This is a genomic window from Kitasatospora sp. NPDC096147 (genome assembly GCF_044763225.1).
Lineage (GTDB): Bacteria > Actinomycetota > Actinomycetes > Streptomycetales > Streptomycetaceae > Kitasatospora.
Genome location: NZ_JBIWFX010000011.1, coordinates 216,405 through 232,441, shown reverse-complemented (window position 1 = coordinate 232,441; position 16,037 = coordinate 216,405). Strand labels below are relative to the sequence as shown.

Here is a 16,037-nt window from a genome sequence, read left to right as displayed (position 1 = left end):
GGTCCAGGCGGTGGTCCGCTCCGAGATGGACGGCTCGGCCCGGGAGACCGCGATGCACGAGGTGCACCGCATCCTGGTCGGCGCCCGACCGGTGCTCGGCGACACCGACAACCCGGCCAACTGGCCGAGGTTCGAGAAGATCTGGCCCCACCTGACACCTTCCCGGGCCCAGGACTGCGACGAGCGGGAGACCCGCGAGCTGTTGATCGACCGGGTCCGCTACCTCTGGAAGCGCAGCGACCTGGACCGGGCCCGGGCGCTGGCCGAGCAGCTGGACACCACCTGGACCGTCCGACTGGCTGGCGAGGCCAACGAGCTGGAGGCCCGGCACCTGCGCCGCCAGGTGCTCAGCCTGAACTTTCAACTCGCCAACGTGGTCCGCTCGCAGGGAAACTTCACCGAGGCCCGGGCGCTTGACGAGCGCACCCTGAAGGGCCAGAAGGAGCTGCTCGGCGAGCACAACCCGTACACCCTGATGACGGCCGGCTCGCTCGGCGCCGACCTGCGCGCGCTCGGCCGCTTCCAGGAGGCACTCGACCTCGACCTGGAGACCTACGGTCAGTTCCGCGAGCTGTTGGGCGAGGAGAACGCCCGCACCCTCTCGGCCGCCAACAACCTCGCCATTGACTACCGCCTGGTCGGTGACTCGATGGCCGCTCGCGACCTCGACCAGGACACCTACGACCGACGACGGGCGGTGCTCGGCCCGCGCCACCCCTACACCCTCTCCAGCAAGTCCAACCTGGCCCGCGACCTACGCGAACTCGGCGACTACCAGGGCTCCATCGAGCTGCTCCGCGAGGTCAACGAGGAACTCGCCGGTGTGCTCCAGTCCGACCTGCCGGAGAACCTGCGCAACGCCAAGTCGCTCGCGGTCTCGCTGCGCAGGAAGGGCCACCTGCGGGAGGCTCTGCAGCTCACCATGCAGACCTACGAGCGCTACCTCGACCGCTACGGCTCCGATGCCGCCGACACGCTGGCCTGCGCACTCAACCTGGCCGCCGACCAGAGCGCCTCCGGCGACGGGGAGGCCGCCCGGGACCTGGCTACCACGGTCTACGAGGGGCACCAGCGGCTGTTCGGCGACGAGCACCCGTTCACCCTGGCCTGCGAGAACAACCTCGGCATCTACCTGCGGGGCAGCGGCGACGTGGAGGCCGCGATCCGCCGGGGCAGCCACACCGTCGACGCACTGCAGTCGGGGCTCGGCCCCGACCACCACTACACCCTGAACGCGATGATCAACCTGGCCAACGCCTTCGGCGACGTCGGCCACGCGGCGAAGGCCGAGGAGCTCGAACAGGCCGCCTACACCGGCCTTGTGAGCCGGTACGGCCCCGGCCATCCCGACGCCGTCGCCTGCGAGTCCAACCTCGCCGTCACCCTCCGCAAGAGCAGCCCGGCGAAGGCGGTGGAGCTCCGTGAGCGCGCCCTTGCCGAGCTGCTCCGGATCTTCGGCGAGGAGCACCCCAGCACCGTCGCCTGCCGGGACTGGAAGCGGATCGACCGCGACCTCGAACCCGAGCCGGTGTGACGCCGGGTCCTACCCGGCCGGCAGCCTCCGAAGCCCGCTGACGGCAGGTCAGCCGCGGCACTCCGGTAGGTGGTGACGGTCGGGTGCGGGCGTCGCGCGGTGTGCGGCGTCCGCACCCGGGCGGGCCCGGTACGGCCGGTCCTGGGCCGCCCAGTCCCGGTAGGGTCGCCGCATGGATCAGGTACTGGTGACCAGGCGGCTCGTCGACGGTGTGGTGGAGCGGCTGGCCCCGCACTGCCGGGTGACGCTGCACGACAGCGAGCTCCCGATGGACCGGGTCGAGCTGCTAGCGGCCGTGGCCGGCAAGGCGGCGGTGGTCACCACGCTGGACGACGTGGTGGACGGGGAGTTCCTGGACGCGGCCGGGCCCGGCCTCAGGGTGGTGGCCAACCACGCCGTCGGGTTCCACAACGTCGACCGGGCCGCCTGCGCCGCGCGCGGGGTGACCGTCACCAACACCCCCGGCGTGCTCACCGAGGCCACCGCCGACTTCACCTGGGCGTTGCTGCTCGCGGCCACCCGCCGCCTCGCCGAGGGCGAGCGGCTGATCCGCTCCGGCGAGCCCTGGGCCTGGGCGCCCACCTTCATGCTCGGCACCGAGCTGACCGGCGCCCGGCTGGGCATCCTCGGCATGGGCCGGATCGGCCGGGCGGTAGCCCGCCGTGCCGTCGGCTTCGGTATGGAGCTGGCCTACCACAACAGGTCCCCGCTGCCGCCCGAGCACGAGCACGGCGCCCGCTACCTTGACCTCCCCGGGCTGCTCGCCGGATCCGACGTGCTGGTGGTCACCTGCCCGCTGAGCGACGCCACCCGTCACCTGCTCGACGCCACCACCCTGGCCCGACTCCCGCGCGGCGCCGTGCTGGTGAGCGTGGTGGCCGGCGTGGTCGACGAGCGCGCCCTCGCCGCCGCACTGGCCTCCGGCCATCTCTCCGCCGCCGCCGTGGACAACTTCGAGCGGGAGCCGGCCGTCCCGGCCGAGTTGCTCGCGCAGCCGACCGCCGTGCTCGCCCCGCACCTCGGCAGCGCCACCGTCCGCACCCGGCGCGCGATGGGCGACCTGGCCGTCGACAACGTGCTCGCCGTGCTGGCCGGCCGGGATGCGCTCACCCCCGTGGTCTGACGGCCCGTCTGCTGCCCGGTCGGCGGGCCCTGCCCGTCTCCCGGCCGGTCAGCCGGCGGCCCAGCGTAGTGCCTCGGTGAGCACTGCGAAGGCGCCGAAGTGGGCGGCGCCGGGCTCCAGGTAGAGCTCGGCGCCGGGGATGCGCTCGGCCAGCCAGCGGGAGTGCTCCACCGGGGAGAGCTGGTCGTCGGCGCCGTGCCAGAGCCGGACCGGCACGGCGATGTCCTTCACCTCGAAGCCCCAGTCGGTGGTGAACGCCAGCACGTCGTCGATCCAGCCGTCCGCGCTGTAGCGGAAGGCGGCCGCGTAGGTGGAGAGCAGCCGTCGTCGGATTCCCGAATCGGCCAGCACCATCCGGTCGGTGGGCGAGAGTTCGGAGATCAGGCCGTCGATCACGCTGGCAGGGTCGGCCTTCATCCGGCGGGACTTGGCCTGGAAGGCGGCGGCGAACCGGTGCGGGCCTAGCTCTGCCTCGTGGTAGGCCCGCTCGTTGGAGGCGGTCATCCCGGCGTACCAGTCCAGGCCCTCAACGTTCCGGGGGGCCAGGCTGACCAAGACCGCCGCCCGCCGCACCCGGCCGGCCAGCAGCGCCGCGCAGGCCAGCGCGTGCGGCCCGCCGCCGGAGCGGCCGAGCACCGCGAAGTCCTCGAGACCGAGTGCGTCGGCGATGGTTTCCACGTCGGCCGCCGCCGAGGCGACCCGGCGGCCGGGGAACCGGGTGGATTCGCCGTAGCCGGGCCGGTCGAAAGCGATCAGGTGCACCCCGAGCCGGTAGATCACTGAACTGCGCGGACTGGGGCCGACCCGGCTGCCGGGGGTGCCGTGCAGCAGGAAGACCGGTCTGCCGGCCGGGTCCCCCCAGGTCTCGACCGCCAGCGTGCGGCCCGCGCCCGCCTGCACCAGCCGTGACGACGCCATCCGATGCTCTCCTCGGGGTCGGTGACTCCGTCGGGCGTCCGGTCGGGGGCGCCCGCCGGTGTCACATTCCCAACAGGTCGGTGGTGTGCACCTCACGACGGGCCTGCCAGATGGTGTGCTCCCGCGAGATCGCGTCCTCAGCGTCCCGGTCCAGCCGGGCCAAGATCTCGTCGGTGTCTGCGGAGTCCCTTGAGAGCTGGCTCAACTTGGCTTCGATCAATGCGAGTTCGGAGGCGGCGATGGAGTGGGCGGCGGCCTGCGGGCGGTACCGGCGCAGCTGCGCCCGTGCCACCCTCGAAGGCGCCGCCGAGCGCCCGCAGCACCGCAGGCACCAGCCCACCCAACGGCAGCACCACGTCCAGCAGATCGGCCTACCGGGTGGCGTTCGTGCAGGACCGCCCTGCGAGTTCTGCCACCCGGAGACCGCGGCCAGCACCACCGTGAACAGGTAGGCCGCAGCGAGCCAGCCAGGCAGGCCGGCTGCCGGAGACGGCGGCCACCACCAGCCCCCAGCGGGAGAGCGAGACGGCCCGCCGCTGCGCACTGAGGGAGGAGGAGGCCGCCGCCCTGAGCAGCTCGGGCATCAGCCCGCCCTCCTGGATCCAACCCATCGACCGCCCGCCACCGGCTATCGCCATCCGGCCCCCCGCCGCTCTCTCGTCCGCTCCGCCAGCTACCTACTGCCCCGGGCGGAGCCCGGCCACGCCCCTCGGAGGTCCCAACCGCCAACGACCACAGGGGAGGTGGCGGAGCCCATCGGGTCAGTAGCTGTAGTAGATGCGCTCCGCGTTGTCGGCCATCACCTTGACGTTCCACTCGGTGCCGCCGTCCACGTTCCCGGAGCGGAAGAGCGGGGGAGTGACGCCGCGGTCGGCCAGCAGGCCGACGGCGGAGGCGACCACGGCCTGCATCAGGGCGCTGGTGACGATGGTGGAGACCGAGCCGAAGGTGGTGCCGGCGCCGGGGTGGGAGAGTTCGCCGTCGCCCACCGCGATCTTGCTGTCGAGGACCACGTCGCAGTGGTCCTTGAGGTAGGTGCCGGTGGGGTGGTTGGAGGTGACCTCGGCCGGATACGCGAGGGAGGTGACGCCGATCACCGAGAGGCCGCGGGCCCGGGCGTGCTCGGCCAGTTCGACGGGCATCACCTGGCGGCCGGAGAGCGAGATGACGAAGAGGAGGTCGCCGGCCCGGGCCGGGGTGAGGTCCAGGGTGGTGGTGGCCAGGCCGGAGACCCGCTCCAGGGCGCTGCCCAGGTTGGCCGGCATCACGTTGACCCCGGTCATGCCGGGGACGTTGAGCAGGTTGACCACCACCAGGCCGCCGGCCCGGTAGACCACGTCCTGGGCGGCCAGTGAGGAGTGGCCGGCCCCGAAGGCGAAGATCCGGCGGCCGTGCTCGACGGCGTCGGCGAGCAGCGCGGCGGCCCGGCCGATCGACTCGGCCTCCTCGGTCCGGATCCGGTGCAGGTGCTCCACCGCCGCGTCGAAGTACTGCCCGACCAGGTCGCTCATCAGATCTCCGTACCGTGGGGGCGGTCCGTGGTCCAGACCGCAGTTTGGGAGAAAGCTACGGCGAGCACGGTGCGGCCTGGGGGCGGCTGCTGTCAACAGTGACGAAATAGCGGCCGGTGTTACGGAAAGCCCGGGGAACATGGGCTCCGGCGGCGGTCGTTGTCACGCGGGTAGGACAGAATTGGCGTGAGGATACCGAGGAACGGAGCCAGCGGCGATGTCTGGGCTGATCGACACCACAGAGATGTACCTCCGCACCATCCTGGAGTTGGAGGAAGAGGGCATCGTGCCGATGCGGGCCCGGATCGCGGAGCGGCTGGAGCAGAGCGGTCCGACGGTCAGTCAGACCGTCGGCCGGATGGAGCGGGACGGCCTGCTCCAGGTCGCCGGGGACCGCCACCTGGAGCTGACCGACGAGGGTCGCCGGCTGGCGGTCCGGGTGATGCGCAAGCACCGGATCGCCGAGTGCCTGCTGGTCGACGTGATCGGCCTGGAGTGGGAGCAGGTGCACGAGGAGGCGTGTCGCTGGGAGCACGTGATGAGCGAGACGGTGGAGCGCAAGGTGCTCGCCATGCTCGGTCACCCCACCCAGTCCCCGTACGGGAACCCGATCCCCGGTCTGGACGAGCTCGGTGACACCCGGGCCGAGGGCGAGGGGCACGACGCCTCCCTGGTCCCGCTGGACGCGATCCGACCGGGCGAGGCCGGGGTCGACGTGGTGGTCCGCCGGATCGGCGAGCCGATCCAGACCGACGAGGGCCTGATGCGCACCCTGCGCCGGGCCGGCATCCGCCCGGGCACCATGGTCCGGGTGACCAACGGGGTCGGCGGCGTGCTGGTCGGCACCGGGGAGAACGCGGCCGAGCTCCCCAAGGAGATCGCCTCGCACCTCTTCGTCGCCCAGACCTGACCCGGGTCGTCGCCCGGACCTGACCCGGGCTCGATCGCGGGCTCGATTGCGGCCCCGGCCCCGGGACTGCGGACGGCCCCGGAACGCTTGTGAGCCCGGTGCGTCCCCTTCGCACCGGGCCCTCTGCCCCCCGCCCGTCCCCCCCGCTTCCCCTCCGGTCCCCCGCTCCTCCCCGAGAGCCCCCCCGATCCGCCACACTCGGCTTCCCCGTCCGAGCGCCCCTCCGGCGTTCCTCTCGGAGGAGTTCCTCCCCTCGGCAGATCTCGGCAATCCTTGAGCGTTGTCACTCGTACGAGCGGCTTCCGCCGCTGATCACCGGGTAGATCCGTGTCTGATCAGGGCGAATGCCGGCGGAGGCCGGCAGCGGTCGGGGCGCCGTGGACGCGTGACGGGCCCCGCTCCCGGTGGGGAGCGGGGCCCGTCAGCCGTGCGCGGGAGTGCCGCGCGGTGCGCGCCCCCACCCGTTCGGTACGGGAGCGGCAGTCCGTGGGGTGACGACCCGTCAGCAGTCCGTCGGAGCCCCGTCAGCGGGCCGGCTGCGGCCCGTCGCCGACCGGTCGGCCGCCGGTCAGCGGCCCGCCGTCGCCGGAGCGCCCTGCGGGCGGAGCGGAGCCGCCTCCCGTCCGCAGGCGTAGGCGAGCGGGCTGATCAGGTCCTGGGCGTCCGGCAGCCAGCGGTTCAGCTCGGACGGCGGGCGGGCCCAGCGGGCGGAGCTGTAGGGGCCGACCCGGGAGGACGGGCCGACGATCCAGTCGCCCTCGCCGCGCGCCACCATGTCCAGCCGTCCGGGGCCCCAGCCGAGCCGGCGCAGCATCTCGGGCAGCTTGGCGACCACGCCGGGCAGCACCAGGAAGAGCAGCCGCCGTCCGGTGGTGCCGGTGGTGGCGGGGGTGGAGACCACCGGGCCGAGCTGGAGGCTGAGCCGCTCCATCCGGGCCAGGGCCAGGCAGCCGGCCATCTCCGGCACGTCCAGCACGTCGAAGAACCGGCCGGTCGGCAGCAGGATCGAGCCCTCCGGGTTCTCGGTCCACCACTTGCGGACGACACCCGGGCCCGCGCTGGCCTTGCGCCGCCACTCCGGACCGGTCGGGTGGGCCCCGGGCACCTCGCAGCGGTCCTCGCCGCAGGAGCAGCGGGCCGGGCCGTCACCGTCGATCAGGTGGCAGCCCTGCGCCACCTCCCAGTGCCGGTCCTCGACGTAGCTGACTGCCTCGATGAGCAGCGGGGGCAGGCCCGACCTGGGCGTTTCCGGGGTCTCTTCCACGTGCTGCTCAACTACCGTCCGTGAGTGGGGTTACGGGCAGTGCGGGGCGCGCTTGCGGTTCCGCCCCGATGTCACCCGAAGCGGTGACGGGGGGCAGGGCCGACGGGGCGCCGCCGGGGCTCGAAGGCAACTGCCGCTTGGGTTCCGGGCGTTCGGGGCGGGGTAGAGGTGGAACAGGCTCCTGACGGCGCAACAGGGGGCGCACAGGGGCATTTGGCAGGGCGCGTGGGGGTCGGGCCAGTCACCGTGGGTATCCCGCTGGCGTTGCTGATCGCTAACCTGCACTCAGAAGCCTTAACCGGTCGGCACGTCGGCAACCGAGCAGCATAATCGTCGCCCGCCGGTCAGGGCCGGGGGCGTGGGGAGGCGAAGCCCATGGCCGCAAGAGCACTCGTCGCACGGCAGCCCAACGAGCGTCTGCAGCAGCTGATCCAGGAGGCGAGCTGCTCGAACGCGGGCCTCGCCCGCCGGGTGAACCTCTGTGGCGCCGAGCACGGGCTCGACCTGCGCTACGACAAGACCTCGGTCGCCCGCTGGCTACGCGGCCAGCAGCCGCGCGGCCAGGCCCCGGCGGTGATCGCCGAGGCGCTCGGGCGCAAGCTCGGCCGGAGCGTCACGGTCGAGGAGATCGGGATGGCGGACGGCAAGAACCTCAGCTCCGGGATCGGGCTGCAGTTCGCCGCCACCCTGAGCGGGGCACTGGACCAGGTCTGCGAGCTCTGGCGCAGCGACGTCGGCCGTCGGGAGTTCCTCTCCGGCGCCACGGTGGCGGCCTCCGCGCTGGTGGAGCCCAGCCGGGACTGGCTGATCACCCCGCCGGACGCCTCGGTGGCCCGGGCCGGCGGTCCCCGGGTCGGCCCGGCCGACGTGGCGGCGATCCGGGCCACCACCCAGATGCTGGTCGACCTCGACCACCGGTTCGGCAGCGGCCACGTCCGCCCGGTGGTGGTGCACTACCTGAACAGCGTGGTCTCCGGCCTGCTCGGCGGGGCGTACCGGGAGCAGACCGGCCGTCAACTCTTCGCGGCCGTCGCCCGGTTGACCGAGCTCGCGGGTTACATGGCGGTGGACACCGGCCAGCCGGGGCTGGCCCAGCGCTACTACATCCAGGCCCTCCGGCTGGCCCAGGCCGCCGACGACCGGGGCTACGGCGGCTACGTGCTGGCCGCCTCGATGAGCCACCTGGCCGCCGCCCTGGGCAATCCCCGCGAGATCGCCCAACTCGCCCGCGCCGCCCAGGAGGGCGCCCGCTCGGTGGCCACCCCCACCGCGATGGCGATGTTCTACGCCGCCGAGGCCCGGGGCCACGCCCTGCTCGGCGACGTCCGGTCCTGCGAGGCGGTGGCGGCCAAGGCGCTGGCCGCGATGGAGCAGCGCAATCCGGAGGACGACCCGGACTGGATCGTGCACTTCGACGAGGCGTACCTGGCCGACGAGTTGGCGCACTGTCACCGGGACCTGGAGCAGGCCGTGCAGGCCGAGAAGTACGCCCGCACCGCCCTGGAGCTGCACCCGCCCACCCGGGTCCGGCGCCGGGCGGTCGACCTGGTGCTGCTGGCCACCGCCCAGCTCCAGCAGCGCGACGTGGAGCGCGCCTGCGAGACCGGCACCCAGGCCGTCCGGCTGCTCAGTGGACTGCGGTCGAACCGGGGCGTGGAGTACCTGGACGAGTTCCGCCGTCGGCTGGAGCCGTACCGCAGCCACCGTGCGGTGCGGGAGTTCCAGGCCCGGATCGAGGTGGAGGCTGCGTGAGAGCAGCCGGGGTGCGTAGTCAGGGCTGACGGGTACGGGGTAGGTTGGGGCCGATAGTCGGCGTTCCGGCGCGGTCAGGGGCACAGCGAGCGCGCGGTAGACCGAGAGAGGCCCGCGGTGCGGACGCAGGCCGTGCACAGGTGAGGAAACCCGTTGAGCCAGCGCCGCTCCTACAACAGTTCCGGTGACTTCAACCTGGACGACCTGTTCCGTCCGGAGCCCGACGCGTCCCAGCAGTCGGGCCAGCAGCCGGGGCAGCCGACCGGGCAGCAGGCGGCACCGCCGGTCCAGCAAGGCTTCCCCACCGGGCAGTTCCAGGGTGGCGGTCCGGAGTACGCGACGCCGTCGCACGGGGTCCCGCCGCAGGCGGCGGCCCCGGCGGCCCCGGTCGACTCCGCGCAGGCCACCCAGTACCTCCCGCCGTACCCGACCGGTCAGCCGGCGCCCGGCCAGCCGATGGGTGGTCAGCAGACCTACGGCGGACAGGGTTTCGGCGCTCCCCAGCAGCAGTACGGCGACCCGCAGCAGCAGTACGGCGAGCCCCAGCCGTCCTACGGCGGCCAGACCTTCGGCGGTCAGCAGGGCTTCCCGGCGGCGGTCACCCAGCAGCACCCGCAGTTCCCGGAGCCCGGGCGCCGCGACCCGGGCAAGCGGAAGGTCATGATGGCCGCGGCGGCGGCCGGTCTGGTCGCGGTGGTCGTGGTGGTCGCCATCGTGCTCAGCGGTGGCGGCGACGAGGACACGACCACCGACAAGAAGCCCGCGGCCAGCTCCAGCGCGAAGGCCACCGACGGCGCCCCGGCCGCCTCCGGTACGACCGTCAGCCCGGAGATGAAGGCCCAGGCCGAGGCGCTCTCCGGCCTGCTCGGCGAGGCCAACGCCAGCCGGCAGGCGGTCATCAACGCCGTCGGGTCGGTCCGCAAGTGCGAGAAGCTGCCGGAGTCCCAGGCCGCCCTCGACCAGGCGGCCCAGCAGCGCGACAAGCTGGTGAGCGGGCTGGCCGGGCTCAAGATCGACCAGCTGCCCAGCGGGGCGGCCCTCGCCGAGCAGCTGAAGAAGGCGTGGGAGGCCTCGGCCACCGCCGACCGCGAGTACGCCCTCTGGGCGGCCGACTCGATCGCGGCCTGCGACCCGAACAAGAAGGACAACCAGCACCTCAAGGCCGGCGACGCGGCCAGCGGCACCGCCACCACCGCCAAGAACCAGGCCAGCACCCTCTGGAACGCCATCGCCGGCCAGACCGGCCTGCCGACCAAGGGGTCCACCGAGCTCTGACGGCCGGGCGGCCCCGGGTGGCTCCGGCCGGGGCGACCGGGCGGGCCGGAAAGCCGTCCACCCGCGACCGAGGCTCCGTCAGCCGGTCGCGGGTGCCGCCGTCCTCCTGCGCGCGGCGGCCCGTCCCCGGAGCCCGCCGCCCGGACGCCGCTAGCCGGCGAGGGTGCCGCGGACGTCCACGAAGCCCTCGCGCTGGAGCGCCAGCCGCCCGCCCTGGACGCGCTGGAAGGTGACCGAGGTGTTCACCAGACGGGGCGAGTCGGCACTCGGGAGCATGTTGGTCATGCCCCAGCTGAGTGCCGGGGTGGCCCCGCCGGTCTCGATCGGCTCGCCGCTGTCGAGCACGTTGCGCAGGCCCTTCGGGGTGAGCTGCTTCTCGGTGCCGGCCCGCTCGACCGCGACCCGGAGCACCTCGTAGGCGACCCAGGTGGTCTGCACGCCGGGGTCCGAGACGTCGATGACCGCGCCCCCGCCCTGCTTCTTCACGGTCTCCCGCAGCAGGTTCCAGACGTGCGAGGACTCCGGCGGGTACCAGCCGGTCGCGTAGGCCCCGCCGAGCGGTCCGCCGTCGCCGCCGGTGGAGTCCACCACCGACTGCTGGAAGCTGCCGATCACCGAGGCGAGTTGGGTCCGCTTGGGCTCCAGCCGGCGGTACGGGTCGAGCAGGTTGGCGGTCGGCTCGGCGCCCAGCGCGGCGACCACGCAGTTGCCGACCTTGTCGTCGCCGATGGCCTTCTTGGCGATCGCGGTGTAGTCGTTGGAGCGCTCGGGTGCCTTGACGTCGATCAGCTTGACCCCGGCCGGCTTGAGCGCGGCGCCCAGGTAGCCGAGCAGGGTGTCGCCGGCCCGGGTGTCCGGGCGGATCAGCGAGACGCTCTTGCAGCCCGCCTCGGTCAGCTGGCGTCCGCTGCCGGCCACCAGCGCGGGGGTGCCGCCGGAGACGGGGTAGGAGAGCGGGCTGCTGAACTCCGGGCTGGAGAGGCCGTACCCGCCGATGTACGGGATGCCGGCCTTCTCCAGCACCGGGACGAAGCTGTCGCCGTACTGGCTGTAGGAGCCGACCACGGCCAGCGCGCGGGCGGCGACGGCCTGGTCGGCGCAGGCCGTCGCGCCCTCGGGGGAGTTGTGCTCGTTGCAGGTCAGCACCTTGACCTTGCGGCCGAACAGGCCGCCGGTGGAGTTGAGGTCGCGGCCGATCGCCTCGGCCAGCGCGGTCATGCCCGGGCGGTCGGTGGTGCCGGTGCCGGACGGGGCCCAGGTCATCACGGTGACCTCCTCGGCACCGGCCGCGTCGGCCGGGCCGCCGCAGGCGGAGAGCAGGGCGGGCAGCAGCAGTGCGGCGGTGACCGCGAGGGCGCTCCGGCGCCGACGGCCGGTCAGGACGGCCGGGCCGGACGACGGTTCGTGCTCGGGCGATCCGCTGCGCCTCATGATGCTCTGCCCCTCCTCGGACTGCGGGCCTGGTCGGCCCGGGTTCAGCCTTGACCCGGCAGGGTGCGCCGGAGGGGATGTAAAGAGAACGACCGGCAAACGGAGGCGGAACTCCGGGCGGGGAGGTTGCGGGACGCGGGTAGATCGTGCAAGGTCCGGGCACGTAGCATCGATCCCCATGTCCGCGAGTACAAGTTCTTCGCATCGTTCGGCCCGAACCCCTTCTCGGACCGGGCACGGCTCCAGCACGATGGGCGGCATGCCGATCAACGACCTGCCGTGGTGGCGCTGGCGCGCCCGGATCCGCTCGGCCCTGCACATGCTCGCCGACCCCGACTTCCAGCAGCGCGCCTGGCTGGCCGGCCAGGACGGGTACGGCGACGTGACCGACGCCGTCTACCGGCTGGTCGAGGACAGCTGGCTGGACCGCTGGCCGGCCGCGAAGTACGTCGGCGCGATCCTGCGCGACGAGGAGGAGGCGGCCCTGGTGGACGCCGCGGTGCTGGCGGTGCTCCGGGTGCTGCACGAGGTCGGGGCGGACGCCCCGGCCGCCACCTACCTCGGCCACCCCGGCTGGCCGGCCGCCGTCGCGGCGGCCCGGGAGGCACACGTTCGGCTGACGCTGGCGGACGGCGAGGACCCGGACGCGCCGCCGCGCTCGCTGGAGGTGCTGCGCATCCTCACCCGGGTCGGCTGAGCCCCTGGCCGTGGCGCACCGGGGCGGCCGGCCGGCTGCCGGGCGTCCCGCAGTGCGTCCCGCCGGGCGTCCCGCAGTGCGGTCAGCGGGACGGAGCCCGTCCGGGATGTGAAAGCCTGGACGACCCGCCCGCGACCGCAGAACGGAACGTCCCGTGGACCAGCAGACCGCCAGCGCCCAGTACGTCCTCACGCTGTCCTGCCCGGACAAGCAGGGGATCGTGCACGCGGTCTCCAGCTACCTCTTCATGACCGGCTGCAACATCATCGACAGCCAGCAGTTCGGGGACGCGGACAGCGGGCTGTTCTTCATGCGGGTGCACTTCGCCGCCGAACACCCCGTCAGCAGCGATCCGGCCGCGAACACCGAGAAGCTGCGGGCCAGCTTCGCGGCGATCGGTGCCTCGTTCCGGATGGACTGGCAGATCACCCCGGGCAGCGAGCGGATGCGGGTGGTGCTGATGGTGTCGAAGTTCGGCCACTGCCTGAACGACCTGCTGTTCCGCACCCGGATCGGCGCGCTGCCGGTGGAGATCGCCGCCGTGGTCTCCAACCACACCGACTTCCGGGAGCTCACCGAGTCCTACGGCATCCCCTTCCACCACCTGCCGGTGACCCGGGACAACAAGGCCGAGGCCGAGCAGCAGCTGCTCGACCTGGTGGCCGCCGAGCAGGTCGACCTGGTGGTGCTGGCCCGCTACATGCAGGTGCTCTCCGACGACCTCTGCAAGGCGCTGACCGGACGGGTCATCAACATCCACCACTCCTTCCTGCCGAGCTTCAAGGGCGCCAAGCCCTACCACCAGGCCCACGCCCGGGGCGTGAAGCTGATCGGTGCCACCGCGCACTACGTCACCGCCGACCTGGACGAGGGCCCGATCATCGAGCAGGAGGTCGCCCGGGTCACCCACGACGTGACGCCGGACCAACTGGTCGCGCTCGGCCGGGACGTGGAGTGCCAGGCGCTGGCCCGGGCGGTCAAGTGGCACAGCGAGCGCCGGGTGCTGCTGAACGGCACCCGCACGGTGGTCTTCGCCTGACGGCCCGTCCGCCCGGGGCGCCGCCGGCCGTCGCCGGGTGGGGGAATCCGTTCGAGGACGTTTCGATCCGTCAACCGGCGGAGGCCGTACCGCCCTTCGATGTTCGAGCGGTGCTGGACACATGTAGGAAGGGTGGTTCGCTCGTGGCGGCAGCCTGATCCGAGCCGCCGCGCGGTACCTTTCGTGGAGCCCGTGGCACCCTCCACGTGCAGGTGGCGAGGGTGGCCGGGCGATCGTCGGTGCGACGTTCGCCAGGGTGAGCGGGACAGTATGCACTGCGTCGTCCCTCTGATGCTGGAATATGCCCGAAGCGCTTGCTGAGAATGGCCGAGCCGATCATTCTGAGGCGTATTCGTGACGGGGCCGAGGCCGGTCCGACCGGGCCTCGAACTGCGAGTGCGGGTGGTGTGCGGTGCAGGTACTTCAGGTGCAGCTGGCGGTGCGGGCCGACCCGGCGGAGGTCGGGCGGGCCCGCCGGTGGGTGCGGTCGCGGTTCCAGGGGCACGGGCTCGATCCGGACGCGCCGCTGGCCGAGACGCTGGTGCTGGTGGTCTCCGAGCTGGTCACCAACGCGGTGGTGCACACCGGCTCGCCGGCCGTGCTCCGGCTCCTGCTGCCGCTGGCCGAGGGTGACGGCGGGTCGGGGCCGAGCCGGGTCCGGGTCGAGGTGGCCGACGGCAGCACCAGTGCCCCGGTGCCCCGGCACGCCCCGGGCGACGCCACCAACGGACGCGGCCTGGAGCTGGTCGAACTGCTCTGCGAGAGCTGGGGTTGGTACCCGGACGGTTCCGGCAAGCGGGTCTGGTGCGAGATCGGGGGCTGTGCGACCGATCTGCCGGCCCTGGAGGGGGCCGGTGGCCCGGGGGGCGCGCTGATCGGATAGCGCTCCGGCGTGCGCCCTCCGCGCGCTAAATGCGCCGCAACCATTCCGAATTTCCGACAACCCATTGACGTGACGTATCCGACTGATCACTCTTGGGTGCAGCTCCCCGTCGTGAGGGGACGCCGAGGGATCACCGGGTGCGGTCAGCATGGGGGATCAGCAGCTGCCGAGCGCCCGGTCGGCCCTTCCTCGGCGAGCACGGAGAGCTGGACGCGCGGGATTTCAGGGTCCGCGCCAGGGGTCGGACGGCGGCCGAGCAGCGGCTGCCGTCCGACCTCCGCCCGACGGTCCGCCCGACCTCCGCCTGACGGTCCGTCCGGCACCCGCTGCGGGATCGTGACCCTAATTCGCTGGCGTGTCCAAGTGGTCTGGACCAAAACTGCTGGGGTGACGCTCCCCGAAACACCGGCCCCCACCGTCGCCGCCCCACCCGTCGACGACCAACCCGCCATCTGGTCCCGGAACTTCCGGCTCTACTTCACCGCCCGCAGCTCCGGCCTGCTCGGCGACGCGATGCTCCCGGTCGCGGTCTCCGCCGGACTCATCAGCGCCGGGCACGACGTCGGCACCGTCGGCTTCGCCCTGGCCTTCCTGTTCGCCCCGTTCGCCGGTTTCGTGCTGTTCGGCGGCGTGCTGGCGGACCGCTTCACGGCCCGCCGGATGATGATCGCCGCCGACCTCACCAACCTCACCACCCGGGTGCTGCTGGCCGTCCTGTTCTTCCGGGGCATCGACCAGCTCTGGCACCTCTACCTGCTGCTCGCGATGGCCGGCACCGCCGCCGCGATGTTCCAGCCCGGTGCGGCCTCCACCGTCCCGCTGGTGGCCCGCGACGTGCAGGGGGCCAACGGCGTGCTGCGCACCGCCGAGGCCCTCACCACCCTGGTCGGCCCGGCGCTGGCCGGCGTGCTGGTCGGTGCGGCTGCCACCGGCTGGGTGATGGTGATCGCCGCCGTCACCTTCGGGATCAGCGCGCTGGGCCTGCTCGCGCTCCGGCTCGGCCCCGTCCCGGCCCCGCCCGCGGGGGACAGCCTCTGGCGGAACCTGGTGGTGGGCTGGCACGAGTTCCGGGCCCGCAGCTGGCTCTGGGGCGTGATCCTGATCTGGATGGTCTTCACGGTCGCCGCCTGGGGACCGCTGCAGCCGATCTCGGCCGGGCTGGTGGTGGGCGAGCACGGCCCCACCACCTTCGCGGTGCTGAACAGCGTGCTCGGTGCCGGCACCGTGGCCGGCGGGCTGCTCGCGGTCCGCTACAAGCCCCAACGGCCGCTCGCCGCCGGGGCGGTGGCCATGGTCGTCTTCCCGCTCTACCCGATCGGCCTGGTCTCCGGCTGGCCGGTCTGGCTGCTCGGGGTCGCCCAGTTCGTGGTCGGCGTCGGCCTGACCTTCTGGAGCGTCATGTGGGCCACCAGCGTGCAGACCCAGGTGCCCGGCGAGGTGCTGAACCGGATCCACGCCTACGAGGTGGCCGGCTCGGTCTGCATGTTCCCGGTCGGCAGCGCGCTGGCCGGCCCGGCCATCACCGCCTTCGGCACCACCCGCACCCTCGAACTCGGCATCCTGGTCGCCGTCCTGACCGTGGTCGCGCTGCTGCTGGCCCGGCCGGTGCGCGGGCTGCGCCGGGCGGACCCGGGCGGGGTGCCGGCCGCTGCCGCCCCATCGAAGACCGGTGCCGACCTCACGTTGAACGGATAACCCGT

General features: G+C 73.1%; 14 protein-coding genes. 9 read left to right on the top strand and 5 right to left on the bottom strand.

What is annotated here, in order from left to right:
* Positions 1-1,534: FxSxx-COOH system tetratricopeptide repeat protein (gene fxsT / locus ACIRBX_RS29235; protein ID WP_402301223.1), on the top strand; the 1,534-nt coding region annotated here is incomplete at its 5' end.
* Between the two features lie 172 nt (positions 1,535-1,706).
* The gene (locus tag ACIRBX_RS29230) at positions 1,707-2,657 is read left to right on the top strand and encodes a 2-hydroxyacid dehydrogenase (RefSeq protein WP_402301220.1); all 951 of its coding nucleotides are present in this window, start codon (positions 1,707-1,709) and stop codon (positions 2,655-2,657) included.
* A gap of 48 nt (positions 2,658-2,705) precedes the next feature.
* Here the strand turns inward: ACIRBX_RS29230 and ACIRBX_RS29225 are convergent, their stop codons facing one another.
* The 3 genes from ACIRBX_RS29225 to ACIRBX_RS29215 all read right to left on the bottom strand — a co-directional run bounded on the left by ACIRBX_RS29225 (position 2,706) and on the right by ACIRBX_RS29215 (position 5,086).
* Complete coding sequence (locus tag ACIRBX_RS29225) at positions 2,706-3,575, bottom strand: alpha/beta fold hydrolase (RefSeq protein ID WP_402301217.1); 870 nt, start codon at positions 3,573-3,575, stop codon at positions 2,706-2,708.
* Positions 3,576-3,636: 61 nt separating this feature from the next.
* Positions 3,637-3,915: a hypothetical protein gene (locus ACIRBX_RS29220; RefSeq protein ID WP_402301214.1), complete on the bottom strand. Its 279-nt coding sequence runs from the start codon at positions 3,913-3,915 to the stop codon at positions 3,637-3,639.
* 421 nt (positions 3,916-4,336) lie between these two features.
* Positions 4,337-5,086 carry a sugar isomerase domain-containing protein gene (locus tag ACIRBX_RS29215; protein ID WP_402301211.1) on the bottom strand — a complete coding sequence of 250 codons (750 nt, stop codon included), beginning with the start codon at positions 5,084-5,086 and terminating at the stop codon, positions 4,337-4,339.
* A gap of 217 nt (positions 5,087-5,303) precedes the next feature.
* On the opposite strand from ACIRBX_RS29215, the gene ACIRBX_RS29210 reads away from it, so the two are divergent.
* Positions 5,304-5,996, top strand: coding sequence for a metal-dependent transcriptional regulator (locus tag ACIRBX_RS29210; RefSeq protein ID WP_402301208.1), 693 nt, complete (start codon positions 5,304-5,306; stop codon positions 5,994-5,996).
* Positions 5,997-6,564: 568 nt separating this feature from the next.
* Here the strand turns inward: ACIRBX_RS29210 and ACIRBX_RS29205 are convergent.
* A complete protein-coding gene (locus ACIRBX_RS29205) occupies positions 6,565-7,260 on the bottom strand; it encodes a bifunctional DNA primase/polymerase (RefSeq protein WP_402301206.1) in 696 nt (231 codons plus the stop codon).
* A 375-nt stretch (positions 7,261-7,635) separates the two neighbouring features.
* Between ACIRBX_RS29205 and ACIRBX_RS29200 the strand changes: the two genes are divergently transcribed.
* Together ACIRBX_RS29200 and ACIRBX_RS29195 are read left to right on the top strand one after the other, a co-directional pair.
* Positions 7,636-9,012: a transcriptional regulator gene (locus ACIRBX_RS29200; protein ID WP_402301203.1), complete on the top strand. Its 1,377-nt coding sequence runs from the start codon at positions 7,636-7,638 to the stop codon at positions 9,010-9,012.
* 153 nt (positions 9,013-9,165) lie between these two features.
* Positions 9,166-10,287 carry a hypothetical protein gene (locus tag ACIRBX_RS29195; protein WP_402301200.1) on the top strand — a complete coding sequence of 374 codons (1,122 nt, stop codon included), beginning with the start codon at positions 9,166-9,168 and terminating at the stop codon, positions 10,285-10,287.
* A gap of 150 nt (positions 10,288-10,437) precedes the next feature.
* Here the strand turns inward: ACIRBX_RS29195 and ACIRBX_RS29190 are convergent, their stop codons facing one another.
* Positions 10,438-11,718 (bottom strand): ABC transporter substrate-binding protein, encoded by a 1,281-nt coding sequence (locus ACIRBX_RS29190; protein ID WP_402301198.1) that lies wholly within the window; start codon positions 11,716-11,718, stop codon positions 10,438-10,440.
* A gap of 178 nt (positions 11,719-11,896) precedes the next feature.
* Here ACIRBX_RS29190 and ACIRBX_RS29185 point away from each other — a divergent pair, with 178 nt between their 5' ends.
* From ACIRBX_RS29185 to ACIRBX_RS29170, 4 genes are all read left to right on the top strand, one after another.
* Positions 11,897-12,415: a hypothetical protein gene (locus ACIRBX_RS29185; RefSeq protein ID WP_402301195.1), complete on the top strand. Its 519-nt coding sequence runs from the start codon at positions 11,897-11,899 to the stop codon at positions 12,413-12,415.
* Positions 12,416-12,569: 154 nt separating this feature from the next.
* On the top strand, positions 12,570-13,454 hold the full coding sequence (gene purU / locus ACIRBX_RS29180; RefSeq protein WP_402301192.1) for a formyltetrahydrofolate deformylase: 885 nt from the start codon (positions 12,570-12,572) through the stop codon (positions 13,452-13,454).
* Positions 13,455-13,866: 412 nt separating this feature from the next.
* The gene (locus ACIRBX_RS29175) at positions 13,867-14,337 is read left to right on the top strand and encodes an ATP-binding protein (RefSeq protein WP_402301190.1); all 471 of its coding nucleotides are present in this window, start codon (positions 13,867-13,869) and stop codon (positions 14,335-14,337) included.
* Positions 14,338-14,724: 387 nt separating this feature from the next.
* Positions 14,725-16,032, top strand: a complete 1,308-nt coding sequence (locus ACIRBX_RS29170) for an MFS transporter (RefSeq protein ID WP_402301187.1) — start codon at positions 14,725-14,727, stop codon at positions 16,030-16,032.
* Positions 16,033-16,037 lie beyond the last annotated feature (5 nt).